The sequence below is a fragment of the Kitasatospora sp. NPDC008050 genome (genome assembly GCF_042957465.1).
In the GTDB taxonomy this organism is placed as follows: Bacteria; Actinomycetota; Actinomycetes; order Streptomycetales; family Streptomycetaceae; genus Kitasatospora.
In genome coordinates this window covers 26,228-39,829 of record NZ_JBIBIJ010000021.1, presented here as the reverse complement: position 1 = coordinate 39,829, position 13,602 = coordinate 26,228, and the positions used below count along the sequence as shown (strand labels likewise).

Sequence of the window (13,602 nt, the reverse complement as noted above, 5' to 3'; positions counted from 1 at the left end):
ATGGCCCACGTGCTCGGTCAGAACCAGTACGGCAAGGCGGAGAACCGCATCGTCCGGGTCTACCGTGACAGCACCCGTCACGAGATCAAGGACCTCAACGTCTCGGTCGCCCTCCAGGGCGAGTTCGAGGACGTCCACCTCACCGGCTCGAACGCCAACTGCCTGCCCACCGACACCACCAAGAACACCGTCTACGCCTTCGCCAAGGAGTACGGCATCGAGTCGGCCGAGGCCTTCGGCATCACCCTGGCACGGCACTTCGTCGACGACACCGAGCGCGGCGTGGTGCACGGCGCCCGGATCCGGATCGAGGAGTACTCCTGGAACCGGATAAAGACCCCCGACAACACCTCGCGCTTCATCGGTTCGGAGGAGGTCGGCCACTCCTTCGTCCGGGACGGCGGCGAGGTGCGCACCAGCGAGATCGTCTACGACGGCGAGTCCGTCCAGGTGGTCTCCGGCCTCAAGGACCTGATCGTGATGAACACGACCAACTCCGAGTTCTGGGGCTACATCAAGGACAGGTACACCACCCTGCAGGAGGCCTACGACCGGATCCTGGCCACCCAGGTGACCGCGCGCTGGGCCTACAACTTCCGCGGCCAGGAGGGCGAGGCCCAGCCGAACTGGAACCGCTCCTACCAGCACGTGCGCCGCCACCTGCTGGAGGCCTTCGCGGAGACCTACTCCTACTCGCTGCAGCAGACCCTGCACGCGATGGGCACCCGGGTGCTGAACAACCGCGCCGAGGTGGACGAGGTCCGCCTGGAGCTGCCCAACAAGCACCACTTCCTGGTCGACCTCTCGCCCTTCGACCTGAAGAACGAGAACGAGGTCTACTACGCCGCCGACCGGATGTACGGCCTCATCGAGGGCACCGTGCACCGCGAGGGCGTCACCCCGGTCATCCCGGTGGCCTGACATGAACCGCGCCCCGCGTCTCCATCCCCCGCGCCGGGCGCACGGTTCAGCCTGCGACAGCAGCCGTACCACCCGCAGCTCCACTCGCTGTTCCACCCGCAGTTCCACCAGCAGCTCCACTCGCACCACCAGCAGCTCCATCCGCACCACCTGTCTCTCCACCCCCACCCACCGGAGATCGTGCTCGCCCCACGGCGGCCGCCCCGGGGAGCTGGAGACGCAGCCCGAGGGATCCTCGACCCGCCGTCCCGCCCTCGGGCCGGGTTCCACCACCACGTCACCAGCGCCACGGGCGCGCCGAGAGCCGCGAGCACCAGAGGAGCTCGACATGGCACTCCGCTCCACCAGCAGTACCGACGGCGGTTCCCCCCAAATAGTCCACCCCGTGGACGAACTGCTGCCCCCGGTCCGCCTGTTCGGCACCGGACTGCAGCACGTCGCCGCGATGTACGCGGGCGTGGTCGCACCCCCGCTCATCATCGGCGCCGGCGTCGGGCTCGGGCCCGGCGAACTGGCCCTGCTCATATCGGCCAGCCTGTTCACCGCGGGCCTGGCCACCCTGCTCCAGACGCTCGGCCTGGGGCGCCGTTCCCGCTCGCGGATCGGCGCCCGGCTGCCGTTCGTCAACGGCGTCTCGTTCGCGGGCGTGGCCCCCGTGCTCGCGATCGCCAAGGAGCACAGCCCGAAGGCCGCGCTGCCGGTGGTCTTCGGGGCGGTGATCGTCGCGGGAGCCCTGTGCTTCCTGGCGGCGCCGTACTTCTGCCGGCTGATCCGGTTCTTCCCGCCCGTCGTGCAGGGCACGGTGATCACCCTGATCGGGGTGTCGCTGCTGCCGGTGGCGGTGAACTGGGCCCGCGGCGGCGAGACTCCGGGAGCGCCGGGCTACGGCTCGGTGCACGCCATCGTGCTGGCCGCCCTCACGCTGGCCGTCGTGGTGGTCCTCAACCGGGTGTTGCACGGCTTCTGGCAGCAACTCTCGCTGCTGCTGGGCCTGCTGGCCGGCACCCTGCTGGCCTTCCCGCTGCACCTGGCCGACTTCGGCGCGGTGCGGGACGCGCAACTCTTCGCGCTGCCCGCCCCGTTCCACTTCGGCGCCCCGGTCTTCGACCCCGCGGCGATCATCTCGATGTGCATCGTGATGGTGGTCTCGATGACGGAGTCCACCGCCGACATGCTGGCGCTCGGCCGGATCGTCGAGCGCCCGGCCGACGAGGCCACCCTGGCGGCGGGGCTGCGGGCGGACGGCCTGGCCACCGCGCTCAGCCCGGTCCTCAACGGCTTCGCCTGCAGCGCCTTCGCCCAGAACATCGGGCTGGTGGCGCTGACCCGGATCCGCAGCCGCTTCGTGGTGGCCGCGGCCGGTGGGATCCTGGTCGTGCTGGGGCTCTTCCCGCGGCTGGGCGCGGTGGTGTCGCTGGTGCCGCAGCCGGTACTCGGCGGCGCCGGGATCGTGCTCTTCGGCACGGTGGCGGCCAGCGGCGTGCGGACGCTGGCGGAGGCCGGGCTGGAGTCGGGCTCCAACATCCTGCTGGTCTCGGTCTCGCTCGGCGTCGGGATCATCCCGATCGCCGTCCCGGACTTCTACGACGCCTTCCCGCCGGCGCTGCGCACCCTGCTGCACTCGGGCATCTCGGTCGGCTGCGTCTGCGCGGTCCTGCTCAACCTGCTCTTCCACCATCTGGGCTCGCGCGCCGGAGCGGCCCGACCCTCCCCCACTCCCTAGGAGTCACCATGGCAGTCCAGCCCCCGCCCGCCGATCAGCGGATCGTGATCGAGAACGCCGCGATCGCCACCGTCGACGCCACCGACACCGAGTACGCCCGCGGCCACGTCGTGATCAAGGGCAACCTCATCGAGTCGGTCGGCGACGGTCCCGCGCCGCAGTGGCTGGACAACGTGGTACGCCGGATCAACGCCGAGGGCCACCTGGTCACCCCGGGCCTGGTCAACACCCACCACCACTTCTACCAGTGGATCACCCGGGGGCTGGCCCAGGACAACATCCTCTTCGACTGGCTGGTCGCGCTCTACCCGACCTGGGCCCGGATAGACGACCAGCTGGTGCACGCCGCCACCCTCGGTTCGGCCGCCGCGCTGCTCAAGTCGGGCTGCACCACCGCCAGCGACCACCACTACGTCTTCCCCAAGGGCCGCGGCGACATCCTGGGCGCCTCCATCGAGGCCGTCCAGTCGCTGGGCCTGCGCTTCACCGCGCTGCGCGGCTCGATGGACCGCAGCAAGAAGGACGGCGGCCTGCCGCCGGACCACGCGGTGGAGAGCACCGAGGAGATCCTGATCGCCTCCGAGGCGGCGGTGGACCGCTGGCACGACGCCTCCTTCGGCTCGATGCTGCACGTGGCCATCGCGCCCTGCTCGCCCTTCTCGGTCTCCACCGAGCTGCTGCGCGAGGCCGCCGTGCTGGCCCGCCGCAAGGGCGTGCGGCTGCACACCCACGGCTCGGAGACGGCCGAGGAGGAGCAGTTCTGCAAGGAGCTGTTCGGCATGGGCCCCACCGACTACTTCGAGTCCACCGGCTGGCTGGGCGAGGACGTCTGGATGGCGCACTGCGTGCACATGAACGACTCCGACATCGCCAAGTTCGCCGAGACCGGCACCGGCGTGGCGCACTGCCCCTCCTCCAACGCGCGCCTCGCGGCCGGCATCGCCCGCGTCCCGGCCATGCTGGCGGCCGGGGTGCCGGTGGGCCTGGGCGTGGACGGCACCGCCTCCAACGAGTCCGGCGAGCTGGGCACCGAGCTGCGCAACGCGCTGCTGATCAACCGGCTGCACGGCCGCCCCGACGCGCTGACCGGGCGCGGCGCGCTGCGCCTGGGCACCATGGGCGGCGCCCGGGTGCTGGGCCGGCAGGACGAGATCGGCTCGATCGAGGTGGGCAAGCTCGCCGACCTGGCGCTGTGGAAGGTCGACGGCATCATGCACTCCTCGATCGCCGACCCGGTGGCCGCGCTGACCATGGGCGCCCTGCCGCCGCTGACCGCGCTCTTCGTCAACGGCAACGCCGTGGTGGAGAGGGACACCCTGACCACCGTCAACGAGGACCAGATCGCGCTCACCTGCGCCCGGGCCGCCCGGGAGCTGGCCGCGCGGGACTGATGATGCCCCCGCACTGATCCCCCCAGAACTCCGGGCCGCCCAGGGACGGTGCGTGACCCGGACTCCGTCCGCCTCCCGGCGGACGGACCGCAGCCCCGGACCCACGGCGAGGGTCCGGGGCTGTGGCGCGTCGTGAGGTGAGGCACCGTAGGTTACTGATGTTCAGCACCGCTGACCGCACACCGCTCCTCGACGGCCGAAAGAGACCATATGACCACCGTGGGGTCAGCGATCCCCGCTGCCCGCCTGCCCGCCGCGCTGCGCCACCCGGTGTTCGCCGCCACCCTGCTGGCCGGAGTGCTGCACCTGGTCTGGGCGTTGGCGCTGGCCAACGACGCGGGCGACCTGGCGGCGCAGTACGCCTGGACCGAGTTCACCCGCCAGCACCCGGACTCGGCCTACAACCTGTCCTGGTACGGCGGGATGCACCCCGCCTCCTACAGCGTGCTGTCGCCCTACCTGATGGGCCTGCTCGGCGTGCGCACCACGGGCATGCTGGCCGGCACCGCCTCGGCCGCGCTGGCCGCCACGCTGCTCAGCCGCTCCGGGCTGGCCCGGCCGCTGGCGCCCGCGCTGTGGATGGCCTTCGCCCTCTGGTGTGATGTCGCCTCGGGACGGGTGACCTTCGCGATCGGGGTGGCCTTCGGGCTGGCGGCCACCGTGGTCGCCTTCAGCCGGGGCGGGCCACGGCTGCGGGGCACCACGCTCTTCGCGCTGGCGGCGCTGGCCACCATGGGCAGCCCGGTGGTCGGGCTCTTCCTGGAGGTGGTGGCGGCCGCGCTGTTCCTGACCGCGCGGCGGCGCGACAGCTACCCGCTGGCGATCGCGCCGGTCGTGGTGGTGGCCGCCACCACGCTGCTCTTCCCCTTCTCCGGGGTGCAGCCCTTCGACTGGTGGGCGGCGGCGCCGGTGGTGGCGGCCGCGCTGGCGGTGGCCTTCCTGGTGCCGGGCGGCTGGACGGCGGTGCGGCGCGGGGCACTGGTCTACGCGCTCGGGGTGGTGCTGGTCTGGCTGATCCCCTCGCCGGTGGGCAGCAACGTGGAGCGGCTCAGCCTGCTCTTCGCCGGCACCGTGCTGCTCGCCGTGCTGCTGAACTCCCGCCAGTCCAGACGCCGGGCGGTGGCCACCGCGCTCGCCTTCGCCGCGGTGGCCTGCTGGTTGGCCGGGCGCACCCTGGGCGACCTGCTGGTGACCGTGCCGGTGGCCAAGGCGGCCACGGACGGCACCGCGCTGATCAACGAGCTGCACCGGGTCGGCGCCGACCGCAGCCGGGTGGAGGTGGTCCCGCTCGCCTCGCACTGGGAGGCCAGCGGGATCGCCCCGTACGTGGACCTGGCGCGCGGCTGGAACCGGCAGGCGGACGTCACCCGCAACCCGCTCTTCTACACCGACAAGCTGGCCCCCGCCGACTACCACGCCTGGCTGCAGCGCTGGGGCGTGGGCTTCGTGGCGCTCTCCAGCGACAAGCCCGACGACGCCGCGGTGGAGGAGGCGGCGCTGGTCTCGGCCGGCCAGCCGTGGCTGGAGCCGATCTGGCAGCAGGGCGGCTGGCACCTCTACCGCTTCACCGACGCGACGCCGCTGGCCGCGCCGCCGGCCGTGGTGCAGCAGGCCGGACCGGCCGAACTGACCGTCTCGGTGCCGGTGCCCGGCCGGGTGCACCTGCTGCTGCCCTGGTCGCCGTGGCTGGGCATCGCGGGCGACCACAGCGGCTCGGCGGCCGGCTGCCTGGCCTCCGCGGGCGAGTGGACGACGCTCTACGCCCCCAACCCCGGCACCTACCGGATCACCGCGAGCTACTCCTTCCTGCGCGGCAACCCCTGCGCGGCCGGCCAACTGGCCAAGGCCGGCTGAGCCGGTCGCGGACCCGGGCCCGGTCCCGGTCAGCGTGATGCCCCTGCCGGCCCCAAGCCGGCAGGGGCATCACCGTCTTCGGTCAGACCTTCAGCGTCTTGATCGCGGTCGGGGCGTGGCCGGGCTCGGTGGCCAGCTCCTCGAACTCGCTGACGTCGCTGATGTCGGCGGTGCGGCTCATCGCGATGTTGGTGATCCGCTCCAGGATCGCCTCGACGACGACCGGCACCCGGTACTCGGCGGCGAGCTTCTTGGCCTGCTCGAAGGCGGCGCCCAGCTCGCTCGGGTCGGTGACCCGGATCGCCTTGCAGCCCAGGCCCTCGACGACCTTGACGTGGTCGACGCCGTAGACGCCCAGCTCCGGGGAGTTGAGGTTCTCGAACTCCAGGTTGACCTGGAAGTTGATGTCCAGGCCGATCTGCGCCTGACGGATCAGGCCCAGGTAGGCGTTGTTCACCAGGACGTGGACGTACGGGATCCGGTGCTGGGCACCGACCGCCAGCTCCTCCAGCATGAACTGGAAGTCGTAGTCGCCGGAGAGCGCGACGACCGGGGTCTCGGGGTCGGCGGTGGCCACGCCCAGCGCCGCCGGGATGGTCCAGCCGAGCGGGCCGGCCTGGCCGCAGTTGATCCAGTGGCGCGGCTTGTAGACGTGCAGCAGCTGGGCGCCGGCGATCTGGGACAGGCCGATGGTGGTGACGTAGCGGGTCTGCGGGCCGAAGGCCTTGTTCATCTCCTCGTAGACGCGCTGCGGCTTCATCGGCACGTTGTCGAAGTGGGTGCGGCGCTGCAGGGTGGCCTTGCGCTCCTGGGTGGCGGCGACCCACTCGGCGCGGTCCGGCAGCCGGCCGGCCGCCTTGAGCTCCTTGGCCACCTCGACGAAGAGCTCCAGCGCGGCCTTGGCGTCGGAGGCGATGCCGAAGTCGGGGGCGAAGATCCGCCCGATCTGGGTGGGCTCGATGTCCACGTGGACGAACTTGCGCTCGCCGCGGTAGACGTCCAGCTTGTAGCCGGTGTGGCGGTTCGCCCAGCGGTTGCCGATGCCCAGGACGAAGTCCGAGGCCAGGAAGTTGGCGTTGCCGTAGCGGTGCGCGGTCTGCACGCCGACCATGCCGGCGTTCAGCTCGTGGTCGTCCGCGATGGTGCCCCAGCCCATCAGGGTGGGGATGACCGGGGTACCGGTCAGCTCGGCGAACTCGACCAGCAGGTCGGCGGCGTCGGCGTTGATGATGCCGCCGCCGGCGACGATCAGCGGCCGCTCGGACTCCAGCAGGAAGCCGATCGCCTTCTCGATCTGGGCCCGGGTGGCAGCCGGCTTGTAGACCGGCAGCGGCTGGTAGGTCTCCGGGTCGAACTCGATCTCGGTCAGCTGGACGTCGATCGGCAGGTCGATCAGGACCGGGCCGGGACGGCCGGAGCGCATCAGGTGGAAGGCCTGCTGGAAGACGCCGGGGACCTGCGCGGCCTCCAGGACGGTGGTCGCCGCCTTGGTGACCGGCTTGGCGATCGAGGCGATGTCGACGGCCTGGAAGTCCTCGGTGTGCAGCTTGGCGACCGGGGCCTGCCCGGTGATGCACAGGATCGGGATCGAGTCGGCGATCGCCGAGTAGAGCCCGGTGATCATGTCGGTGCCGGCCGGCCCCGAAGTGCCGATGCAGACGCCGATGTTGCCGGCCTTGGTACGGGTGTAGCCCTCGGCCATGTGCGAGGCGCCCTCGACGTGCCGGGCCAGCGTGTGCCGGATCCCGCCACCGGCCTTGAGCGCGGCGTAGAAGGGGTTGATCGCGGCGCCCGGCACGCCGAACGCGACCTCGACGCCTTCGCGCTTGAGGATCTCAACTGCCGCGCGGGCGGCTGTCATTCGAGGCATCGGGGGACTCCTGCGTCGGCTCGTATTCCATGATGCGGAATATTGCTTTTAGGATGCGAAAATGACGGTAGGCGGCAGCCCGAGCAGGAGTCAAGGGTTCCCGGCCGAGAACTTCAACAACTCGTTGAAGTGGCGGCGTAGCGGGTGCTCTGGCGGGTCCAGTCGGCCAGCGCCCGGCGGAAGTCGTCGAGGGAGCGGGCGAACCGGCCTGTAGCGGGGGCGAGGTCATCGTCGCGAACCGCCGTGCACAGCCACCAGAAGCGGCGCTCCTCGGCTTCCAGAAAGGCGCGGACCTGCACGGTGGCCTTGCGGTGCGTCAGGCCCTGGGCGGCGGCCAGCGCACCGACGGCGGTGAAGGTGTCGGTGCGGTCGGCGGCGAGGTCGTTGGTGAGGCACCCGATCGCGGAGAACGCGTCGACCAGCGAGCGGACCAGGGGGTCCGTCCAGTCGGGGGTCACGCACCGCTCGGCCAGCTCGCACCACATCGCGGCCAGGACCATCCCGCCATCGGCGGGGCGCAGACTGAGCTACTCGCGCAACGTGGGGACGCGCTCGGGCCGGGTGAAGCCGGTGGGGCTGTCAAAGGCTGCGCCGAGCCACACGTGCAGTTGCTGCCGGTAACGGGCCCACCAGTGCGCTGTCATCATCACGCTGGTTTCATGGGACAGTGCGGCCAGCGCGAGCACGAGGGGGTGACCGGTCATCAAGCGGGCACCTTCGGTGGGAGCGGCTACGAGATCGCGGTAGAGCTCGTCGGCTTCGTCCCGCCTGGCGCGATTCAGTCCGTCGTCCAGCAGGTCATCCGCGAGCCAGGTCCACAGCGCCCAACGCGTCGCGAGGTCCAGCTCGGCCCCCCGGGCACTGGGCCAGGCAGACAGGCACAGGTCCACGTAGCCGTGCGCGAGATGGGCGGCAGGGTCGGGGTGGAGGCGGCTGCTGGTGAGTAAGGTGGCGGCAGAAACGTACAGGCCGGTGTGGCGCGGGTCGGTGATGCCAGCCACGCTTCGGAGGTTCGATGCTGAGGTCACGCCACGATGGTGGACGCCCCCATAGCGACCAAGTGACACACCTTGTGTCGCAGCATCAAATGGCTTGAGCCCATCGGGCATAGGCCATCAGCTGCTCATCTCGGCTGCGGCTGAGCCGGACCAGGGTGGCGAGTTCAGCCCGGACCTGGCCATGCTCCCGAACGTGCTGCGGCGCGATGCGGTACGCCGCGTGAGGAGTCGGGCCGCGCACTGCCGCTCGGAGCCGAGGCTGCTGCGAACAACTCGCTGAAGCTGTGCGATGAGGGAGCTGGGCATGAGGCGACGCTAGCGCCTCGCTTACTGTGTGGTGAGGATATCGGCAAGCTCGGTGAGGGAGTTGACGCTCCAGGTGGCGTCCGACGCCCGCTGGACGTAGCCGATCGGGCCGCGGCGCAGGTGCGCGGCCCGCAGGCCGGTGGCCAGCGCGGGGGTGACGTCGTTGGCCGGGTGGTCGCCGACGTAGAGGATCTCCTCCGGAGCCGCCGGAACCCAGTCGATGATCCGCTGGAAGAATCCGTGGCTGGGCTTCGCGACTCCCCACTCGGCCGAGGTCGCGATCCCGTCGACCGGCAGCCTCAGCCGGCTCAGGCACTGACCGGCACGAACGTTCTGGTTGCCCGCGGCTCCCACCCACAGGCCCGCGTCCTTGAGCTGCTGGAGGACTGGACGGACGTCGGGGTACAGGTCTGTGTCGTCGAGGAACTCGTCGTGACCGGCAGCACGCCGCGCCTCCCACTCCGCCTGGACGTCACAGCCCGGACGCACCATGCGGATGGCTTCCGCGTTGTCAAGGCCCTGGGCGAGTACGGCGCCGACCAGCGCCGACATGGTGTGCGCCGGAATGCCAAGCCACGTGGCCCAGTCCCGCCAGTAGCGGGTGTCGGAGGTGAGGGTCTCGCCGACATCGAACACCACCGCCTGGATCGCCATGCCCGGCAGCGTAGCGGAGGGCTCGCCGGATCGAGTGAGCACCGCGCTCAGCCCTTGAACCCGGACCTCTCCAAGCTGTTTGATTCGACATCGGAGGATGCGCAGCAAGCCGTCCGAGGAGGAAGCACATTGACGATCGAGCCGTTCCTCTACGTCGTCGTCTGCGCGTCGGGCATCGCCGACGGAGTGGGCAAGCTGATCACCGCTGCCCATGCCGAGGGCTGGGGAGTCGGCGTGATCGCGACCCCGAACGGGCTCGGTTTCATCGACCAGGAAGCCGTTGAAGCCCAGACCGGCTACCCGATCCGCTCCGCCTGGCGCACGCCGAGCATCCCCCAGCCGCTGCCCCCGGCCGACGCGATCGCCGTGGCCCCGGCCACCTTCAACACCATCAACAAGTGGGCCGCCGGCATCTCGGACACCCTCGCGCTCGGCATCCTCTGCGAGGCCTACGGTCTCGGCATCCCCGTGGCCGTCCAGCCCTACGTCAACTCCGCCCAGGCCGCCCACCCCGCATACGCGGAGAGCCTGGCACGGCTCCGGTCGATGGGTGTGCTGATCGGCGACTACGTCCCGCACAAGGCCAAGGCCGGCGGGGGCCGCGACACGTACAACTGGACTCACGTCCTCGACCTGCTGCGCCCGGTGGCGCGGTCGAGGACGCAGCTGGAGTAGACGAAGCGCTGTGAGCGGCCGCCCAACGGGAGGCCGCTCACCGGCAAGATCTCAGCTCCGGTCAGAACTCGCGGCCCAGGGTGGCCAGGTAGGCGCGCCAGCCGCCGAACTCGGTGATCTCCTTGTGGACGCCGCGCTCCAGTTCGCCGGGGGCGAGCACCATCGAGAAGCAGGCGCTGCCGTCGGCGAGCTTGATCACGCCGAACGCCAGCTCGGCCGGCTCGCCCGGGAGCAGCACGTCGCGCAGGAACGGAAGGCTCACCTCGTACAGTTCGCCCTCGATCGCGGTGTCCACCGCCGGGTCGGGGAGCAGGCCGGGGCAGACGTCGCGGATGGAGAAGAAGCGGTGGCCGGGCGCGGTGCGGACCACGCCGAGGAACGGCGCGTCGCCCAGCAGCGGGTGGAACTCGCCACCGCGCATCGCCTGGCCGTTGAGGAACATCCGAACCATGGGAAAGGGGCCTTTCAGAAGAGCGCATGGTCCGCCGGGGAGTGTTCGCCCCGGCGGACCGTACGAAACGGCAGTACGGGCTCAGCCGAGCAGTGCGTAGCCTGGCAGCGTCAGGAAGTCGACGAAGTCCTCGGCGAGCGAGACCTGCTCGAAGAGTTCGCGCGCCTGGGCCCACCGGCCCGCCGCGTACGCCTCCTCGCCCGACTCGGCCCGGATCCGGCCCAGTTCCTCGGCGACCAGACGGCGGGTCAGCTCGGCGGTGGCCTTCTCGCCGGTGTCGGCGAGCACCACGCCGTTGTGGATCCACTGCCAGATCTGCGAGCGGGAGATCTCGGCGGTGGCCGCGTCCTCCATCATGTTGAAGATCCCGACCGCGCCCAGCCCGCGCAGCCAGGCCTCGCAGTAGCGCAGGCCGACGGCGACCGCGTTCTGCAGGCCGGCCTGGGTGCAGGAGCCGCCGGCGCCGGCGATGTCGAGCAGTTCGGCAGCCGTCACCTGCTCCGGGGAGCCGGGGTTCTCCTTCTGGTGGGGCCGCTCGCCGAGCACCGCGTCGAAGCTGGCGCGGGCCACCGGGACCAGGTCGGGGTGGGCCACCCAGGAGCCGTCGAAGCCGCCTGCGGCCTCCCGGTCCTTGTCCGCCTTGACCTTCGCCAGCGCGGCCGCGTTGACCTCGGGGTCCTTGCGGCTGGGGATGAAGGCGGCCATCCCGCCGATCGCGTGGGCGCCGCGCCGGTGGCAGGTCTGCACCAGCAGGCGGGCGTAGGCGGCCATGAACGGCGAGGTCATGCCGACGCTGTTGCGATCCGGCAGGATGTAGTGCTCGCCGGCGTCGCGGAAGTTCTTGACGATCGAGAAGAGGTAGTCCCAGCGGCCCGCGTTCAGCCCGGCGGCGTGGTCGCGCAGCTCGTAGAGGATCTCCTCCATCTCGAAGGCGGCGGTGATCGTCTCGATCAGCACGGTGGCCCGGATGGTGCCGTGCTCGATGCCGAGCTGGGCCTGCGCGTGGCTGAAGACGTCGTTCCAGAGCCGCGCCTCCAGGTGGCTCTCGGTCTTCGGGAGGTAGAAGTACGGCCCGGAGTTGGGGTCTTCGGGGCCCTTGGCCAGCAGCCGCGCGGCGTTGTGGAAGAAGTAGAGGCCGAAGTCGAAGAGGGCGCCGGCCACCGGCGTGCCGTCCACCAGCAGGTGGGCCTCGTCCAGGTGCCAGCCGCGCGGGCGGACCACCACGGTGGCGAGTTCGGCGGCGGGCCGCAGCCGGTACTCCTTGCCCTCGGGCGAGGTGAAGTCGATCCGGCCCTCGTAGGCGTCGATCAGGTTGAGCTGGCCGGTGACCACCGACTGCCAGGTGGGCGAGGTGGCGTCCTCGAAGTCGGCCAGCCAGACCTTGGCCCCGGAGTTGAGCGCGTTGACCACCATCTTGCGGTCGGTCGGCCCGGTGATCTCCACCCGACGGTCCTGCAGCGCCCGGGGAGCCGGGGCGACCTGCCAGTCCGCGGCGCGGATTCCGGCGGTCTCGGGCAGGAAGTCGAGGGTGCCGGCCCGGGCGATCTCGGCCCGGCGGGTGCGGCGGCGGGCGAGCAGCTCCTGCCGGCGGCTCTCGAAGGTCCGATGGAGGCCGACCACGAAGGCGACCGCCTCGGGAGTGAGCACCTCCTCCGCCCGGGCGACACGCTCCCCCGCGATGGTGACGAGCGGCGCGGCAGCGGTACCTGAGGACGCCCCCGGCTGGAGGGCGGGGGCGGGTCCCTGGTCTGTAGCCATGGGCAGGACACTCCTTGGACGGTAGAACCTGTGTAGGGAGCTCCGATGGGGCTTCCCTCATCTGATCCGACCCACCTACTGGCGAGTTCGATTCTGTAAGGTGGACACTAGTTTCCGCGATACAGAATTTCAACGGTTTGTTGAGGTAGATCGCAGGGACTCTACTCCTCCCCCGACAGCAAAGGGAACGCCGGTGGCCAGCACCCCAGCCCAAGCCTCGACCGGATCCGAGCGCTCCTCCGCAGGGAGCGTGCAGTCCGTCGAACGCGCCTTCCAACTCCTGGAGGCGCTCGCCGACTCGAACGGCGTCGCCACCCTCAGCGAGCTGTCCACCACCTCGGGCCTGCCGATGCCCACCATCCACCGGCTGGTTCGTACCCTCGCACAGCAGGGATATGTCCGCCAGGACACCGCGCGGCGCTACACGCTCGGCCCCAGACTGATCCGGCTCGGCGAGACGGCCGGCCGGCTGCTGGGCAGTTGGGCCCGTCCCTACCTCGCGGAGCTGATGGAGGCCACCGGCGAGACCGCCAACCTGGCCGTGCTGGAGGGCGGCGAGGTGGTCTACGTCGGCCAGGTCCAGTCCCGCCGCTCGATGCGGATGTTCACCGAGGTCGGCCGCCGGGTCCAGCCGCACTGCACCGGCGTGGGCAAGGCCCTGCTCGCCCAGCTGCCCGAGGCCGAGGCACGCGCCGTGCTCGGCACCCGGCCGCTGCCCGCGCACACCGAGTTCACCGTCACCGACCCCGAGGCCCTGTTCGCGCAGCTGGCCGCCGCCCGCGAGGCCGGCTACGTGGTGGACGACCAGGAGCAGGAGATCGGCGTGCGCTGCATCGCGGTGGCGGTCCCCGGCGCACCGACGCCCACCGCGCTGTCCGTCTCCGGCCCCGAGGCGCGGATCCGCGCCCTGGAGGAGCAGAGCGGCAGCTCGGCCCTGGTCCCGGTGATGAGCCAGATCGCCCAGCGGCTGGGCGCGGTGCTGGCTCCCTGATCGGCCCAGG

The 13,602-nt window shown here is 71.1% G+C and carries 12 protein-coding genes; 6 read left to right on the top strand and 6 right to left on the bottom strand.

Annotated features, from left to right (window positions below; all coding sequences use genetic code 11):
• The 4 genes from pucL to ACFZB9_RS31145 all read left to right on the top strand — a co-directional run bounded on the left by pucL (position 1) and on the right by ACFZB9_RS31145 (position 5,889).
• Positions 1-921, top strand: a complete 921-nt coding sequence (pucL, locus tag ACFZB9_RS31160) for a factor-independent urate hydroxylase (protein ID WP_391452742.1) — start codon at positions 1-3, stop codon at positions 919-921.
• Positions 922-1,249: 328 nt separating this feature from the next.
• A complete protein-coding gene (locus ACFZB9_RS31155; RefSeq protein ID WP_391452740.1) occupies positions 1,250-2,644 on the top strand; it encodes a nucleobase:cation symporter-2 family protein in 1,395 nt (464 codons plus the stop codon).
• 8 nt (positions 2,645-2,652) lie between these two features.
• Positions 2,653-4,035, top strand: coding sequence for an 8-oxoguanine deaminase (locus tag ACFZB9_RS31150; protein ID WP_391452738.1), 1,383 nt, complete (start codon positions 2,653-2,655; stop codon positions 4,033-4,035).
• 210 nt (positions 4,036-4,245) lie between these two features.
• The gene (locus tag ACFZB9_RS31145) at positions 4,246-5,889 is read left to right on the top strand and encodes an MFS transporter (protein WP_391452736.1); all 1,644 of its coding nucleotides are present in this window, start codon (positions 4,246-4,248) and stop codon (positions 5,887-5,889) included.
• An 82-nt stretch (positions 5,890-5,971) separates the two neighbouring features.
• Here the strand turns inward: ACFZB9_RS31145 and gcl are convergent, their stop codons facing one another.
• The 4 genes from gcl to ACFZB9_RS31125 all read right to left on the bottom strand — a co-directional run bounded on the left by gcl (position 5,972) and on the right by ACFZB9_RS31125 (position 9,717).
• Positions 5,972-7,759, bottom strand: coding sequence for a glyoxylate carboligase (gene gcl, locus ACFZB9_RS31140; RefSeq protein ID WP_391452734.1), 1,788 nt, complete (start codon positions 7,757-7,759; stop codon positions 5,972-5,974).
• A gap of 113 nt (positions 7,760-7,872) precedes the next feature.
• Positions 7,873-8,259 carry a hypothetical protein gene (locus ACFZB9_RS31135; protein ID WP_391452732.1) on the bottom strand — a complete coding sequence of 129 codons (387 nt, stop codon included), beginning with the start codon at positions 8,257-8,259 and terminating at the stop codon, positions 7,873-7,875.
• A 27-nt stretch (positions 8,260-8,286) separates the two neighbouring features.
• On the bottom strand, positions 8,287-8,760 hold the full coding sequence (locus ACFZB9_RS31130; protein WP_391452730.1) for a hypothetical protein: 474 nt from the start codon (positions 8,758-8,760) through the stop codon (positions 8,287-8,289).
• 324 nt (positions 8,761-9,084) lie between these two features.
• Positions 9,085-9,717: an HAD family hydrolase gene (locus ACFZB9_RS31125; protein ID WP_391452728.1), complete on the bottom strand. Its 633-nt coding sequence runs from the start codon at positions 9,715-9,717 to the stop codon at positions 9,085-9,087.
• A gap of 129 nt (positions 9,718-9,846) precedes the next feature.
• Here ACFZB9_RS31125 and ACFZB9_RS31120 point away from each other — a divergent pair, with 129 nt between their 5' ends.
• A complete protein-coding gene (locus ACFZB9_RS31120) occupies positions 9,847-10,392 on the top strand; it encodes a flavoprotein (RefSeq protein ID WP_391452726.1) in 546 nt (181 codons plus the stop codon).
• A gap of 61 nt (positions 10,393-10,453) precedes the next feature.
• Here ACFZB9_RS31120 and ACFZB9_RS31115 read toward each other — a convergent pair whose 3' ends face one another.
• Both ACFZB9_RS31115 and aceB read right to left on the bottom strand, forming a co-directional pair.
• Entirely contained in the window at positions 10,454-10,834 is a 381-nt protein-coding gene (locus tag ACFZB9_RS31115) for a gamma-glutamylcyclotransferase (RefSeq protein ID WP_391452724.1), read from the bottom strand.
• A gap of 90 nt (positions 10,835-10,924) precedes the next feature.
• The gene (gene aceB / locus ACFZB9_RS31110; RefSeq protein WP_391452722.1) at positions 10,925-12,601 is read right to left on the bottom strand and encodes a malate synthase A; all 1,677 of its coding nucleotides are present in this window, start codon (positions 12,599-12,601) and stop codon (positions 10,925-10,927) included.
• A gap of 193 nt (positions 12,602-12,794) precedes the next feature.
• Between aceB and ACFZB9_RS31105 the strand changes: the two genes are divergently transcribed.
• The gene (locus ACFZB9_RS31105; protein ID WP_391452720.1) at positions 12,795-13,592 is read left to right on the top strand and encodes an IclR family transcriptional regulator; all 798 of its coding nucleotides are present in this window, start codon (positions 12,795-12,797) and stop codon (positions 13,590-13,592) included.
• The last annotated feature ends 10 nt before the right edge of the window (positions 13,593-13,602 follow it).